A 3,518-nucleotide genomic window follows, 5' to 3' on the forward strand; every position below is an offset into this window, starting at 1 on the left:
AGATGCGCCCGAAACGGAATCCTCAGCGATTCAGCCACTGTGGAAAACGCTCTAAAGATCCCGAATGGACGGCGCCGAAGACCGGATGGGATTGGCGCGACGACAATGTGCTGCTCGCCAGCGCATGGCTCGCAGAGCTTGTCCAGCGTCGAACCTGGCACCAGCGGCTTGAAGCGACCCGCGACCGCTTTCTTGCGGCGAAAGAGAGCTGGGCGCGTGGCAATCCCGTCCCATTCTATGATCCGGCGGATACTGCCGCTTGGTACGTTTTCCAGGCTAATGCTTACGCGGCGGATCGCCTGAACTGGGTGCCGGAAGAAGCGGTTCGCATGGTGCCGACCTTTACCCGGATTGGCGAGGAATTGACCACGCTGCTTTCGATTGGCGGCGCCGAAGACCGGGCCGCCCGGCTGATGAACGCCGATCGGAGCCAGCCCGATGGCGGACTGTTCGAGCTGCTGGTCGCGCTTGCATACCGACGGGACGGTTGGAATACAGTCTTTGTCCCTGAGCGACCCGGAGTCGCCAAGACCCACGACCTCAATGTTAGCAAGGGGCGGCAGCGCTGGGCTGTTGAGTGCAAGCGTATGGACCGTTCGAGTTACGATGCGCGGGAACGTACTCGCGGCCAGGTTCTGGCTCAGCCCGTCCATCGGCTTTCGCTAGAAGCCTATCGGTCAATCTACATGCAGGTCGCGTACGATGCCGAGCTAAGTGCGATCCCTGACGATTACCTTGCCCGGCATGCATCGGACTATCTGAACGGCGTTGGGCCGAATTATTGGCGCGATGGCCATGGCATAGGCACTATCCGCGAAATTGACTGGTCGCTGGCGCATCGCGTTCTTGCCAAGGACGAGGTTTACTACGGTTCGAGCAGAATGATAGAATTGCTTATCGGCCAGTATGACCACGACTTCGCGCATTCAATGGCCGGGAAGTGGCGACCGAGCCTCAGCCGTCCATTCTGGGCGGACATGGTCTATCACGCCAGTGTTATTGGGTGGCGTAATCAATCGCGGGAGGCGATCCGCCAGAAGGCGCGGCATTTCCGATCAACAGTGGCGAAAGCGGCCGCACAGCTTCCCAAGGATCGGCCCGGTGTTGTTCATGTCGGCGTTGAATCCTGGGCGGGTGGCACGGCTGACGGCGTCCGACATTTCCGCAACAAGCTTGAGATGCTCGACTTCGATCCGGGCGATACGCGCCTGCGATGGGTCTACGGCGAGTATGTTGCGCCTGAAGTCACAACACGGTCGGATGAGAGCTGGGCGATCGAGGAAACCTCGGCCTCCTATCGCGTAGGACGTCATGGAACACGCGAGCCGCTACCATATCACATGCTGCTGACTCCCGAGATCAAGATCAATCGCGGCGTCCACTGGGATCCGGCCAGCCAGTATCCGCTCGACCGATCATAGTCGGGAGCCCCGCCTCAGTCTCGCCGCTGACCGAACTGGGCACAGCGGACTACGCCGAGGGATCAGTCGGCAAGCGGCCTACTTGCTTAAGGACGTCCGAGACCTGGCGGCAATACTCGGGGTTGGCGGTCAGGAAATCTTGGATCGAATGCCGAAAGGGTGGCGGGCTGCCGTGGAGCGATCCGTTTTCGTGCAGCCAGTCAACGACCGGCAAGAAGCCGTGGAGTTCGTTGGCCGACTCGTATCGGCCGTTATCGACCGCACTTTCCATACTCAGCCTCGCCCAGACGACGTCACCATAGACCTGGTTTATCGTTGCTCGTGCATCGGCCGGGCAGGTCTTGCCGTCCCAGGTATAGTATCCATGCAGCCCCTTGAGCACGGTGTCGCCTACGCGTACGATGATCTCGAAATAGCCTAGCATTGTTTGCTTATGCGACTGAGCTTGGTGGATTGCATACGCCAGATGCTTTTTGTCGAAGGCGTGCAAATCGACGCTAACGTCGCTACCCGAAAGCCGCTCCAGATACGCGCGCGCCGCCTCATGCCAGACCGGCTCGAACGCGATGAACCCGAGGAAAGCGTCCGTTGCCATCTTCCACGACGTTGCAACGGCAGGCGTGACAGTCGCGCGGTAGCTGTGCCGGTTCGGTCGCTCGCTCCCCCCGAGCGGTGACACGGCCAAGGCCGCGCTCAGGATCCTGGCGTCATCGTTGATGAATTCGAGTTTCGGCCAGTCGCCGACCCGTTCAACGCGATGCAGCGCGTAGCGCTCCTGCAGCGCATGGAGCATTTCCGGGTTTCCGTGGGTCCAGCCGTTGGCAAATTCTGGAAGCTGATCGTGCGGGACGTCGCCAATCCAGCCCTTCGCATCTGCTTCGGGCTCCCAGCCGCGGGCCGCATAGGGGAAGTCCTCCCCGATCCGTTTGCCAATTATCGCCTCGATGCGATCGTGGACTCCGTCCGGCACGCGCCATACACAAATTATCATGGGATAGGGCGATCGTCCCGCTCCCAGCGGCTCCTTGGGTTCGAACAGCAGCAGGGCGAGCCGCACGAACTGCAATCGAGATGCGCGTGACCTGATAAAGGCGACGTAGCGCTCCCGCGGCTCGCTTGTGTCGAACCAAATCAAGTCCATGTCGGGACTGAGCTGCGGGAGGAATCGCAGCGTCTTGAGCGCAATCGGCCGCAGAACTACAGCACCGGCTTCTGACTTGGCCTGCAGCGCCGTGACATCGACGCTGGCCGAATACGCAAAATATGACAGCAGCAGGAGCAGTTCACTCCAATGGGTCGAGACGACGACGCAACGGATCATCTCTCTCGGGACCCTGTCTCGCTCCACGAGAAGGGTAACGTATTTGCTCAGCTCATTCAGTGTGCCGCGAGCGCTGTTGTCGCTGCGCTTAATCTCGACGCAAACGATGTGATCGAACGCATCGCGAGCAAGGATATCGATGCGTCCCCCAGATCCGTTGGCGTTGTCGAGCACGTACTCGGTTTTGAGATGCACAAGCCCAGGCTCAATGAGTTCCATCCGCTCGGCTAGATGGTCTCGAAACTCGTCTTCATTGGAAAAGAGGTTCAATACCGGCTTCGGTGCATTTTTATCCGGCGAGCTGTTCATGACTCGGTTGATAGCCGAGATCGATGTATCGAGGGAGAATGATCGACGTAAACGAGATGAGAGATTCCATTCTGGCGGCTTACGACCTGCCAAACGTCGATGAGCGCTATACCTTCTATTACGATGAGACAAACAACGTCCGAAAGCTGCATCTCACATCGGCCGGGATGAATATCCGCCGACCGGACTGTTTCGTGCTGGGCGGGATCGTTCATCGAGGTTCGCCGCGGCCGATCGCCCTCGCCGAGCTTCATGCAGCGCTGCGCCTCCAGCCATCGGTGAAAGAGATCAAGCTGAAGCATTTAGGCGCCGGCGGTTTCCTCGATCTGCTCGCCTCATCGAAGGTCGAGACGTTACTCGACTGGCTGACGGCGAAAAAGTTTCTGCTGCACTATCAAGTGATCGATCTGCTTTTGTCAACACCGGGATAAAAACGGGCCAGGCACCGGTTTAAAAAGGGGCCAGTT

The 3,518-nt window shown here is 59.2% G+C and carries 3 protein-coding genes; 2 read left to right on the forward strand and 1 reads right to left on the reverse strand.

Features of this window, described 5'->3' with window-relative positions:
• A partial coding sequence (locus AX708_RS20675; protein WP_197426318.1) for a hypothetical protein occupies positions 1 to 1,421 on the forward strand: 1,421 nt, incomplete at its 5' end.
• Positions 1,422 to 1,470: 49 nt separating this feature from the next.
• On the opposite strand, the gene AX708_RS00070 is transcribed toward AX708_RS20675, so the two are convergent.
• A complete protein-coding gene (locus tag AX708_RS00070; RefSeq protein WP_072378582.1) occupies positions 1,471 to 3,051 on the reverse strand; it encodes an endonuclease NucS domain-containing protein in 1,581 nt (526 codons plus the stop codon).
• A gap of 38 nt (positions 3,052 to 3,089) precedes the next feature.
• Here AX708_RS00070 and AX708_RS00075 point away from each other — a divergent pair, with 38 nt between their 5' ends.
• Positions 3,090 to 3,482 (forward strand): hypothetical protein, encoded by a 393-nt coding sequence (locus tag AX708_RS00075; protein WP_156454499.1) that lies wholly within the window; start codon positions 3,090 to 3,092, stop codon positions 3,480 to 3,482.
• Positions 3,483 to 3,518 lie beyond the last annotated feature (36 nt).

Origin of the sequence: Erythrobacter sp. CCH5-A1, from assembly GCF_001557115.1 — a bacterium.
Classification (GTDB): domain Bacteria; phylum Pseudomonadota; class Alphaproteobacteria; order Sphingomonadales; family Sphingomonadaceae; genus Erythrobacter.

Coding starts and splice junctions, on each gene's coding strand:
- AX708_RS00070 (WP_072378582.1), bottom strand. CDS start 3,051: ATGAACAGCTCGCCGGATAAAAATGCACCGAAGCCGGTATTGAACCTC.
- AX708_RS00075 (WP_156454499.1), top strand. CDS start 3,090: ATGATCGACGTAAACGAGATGAGAGATTCCATTCTGGCGGCTTACGAC.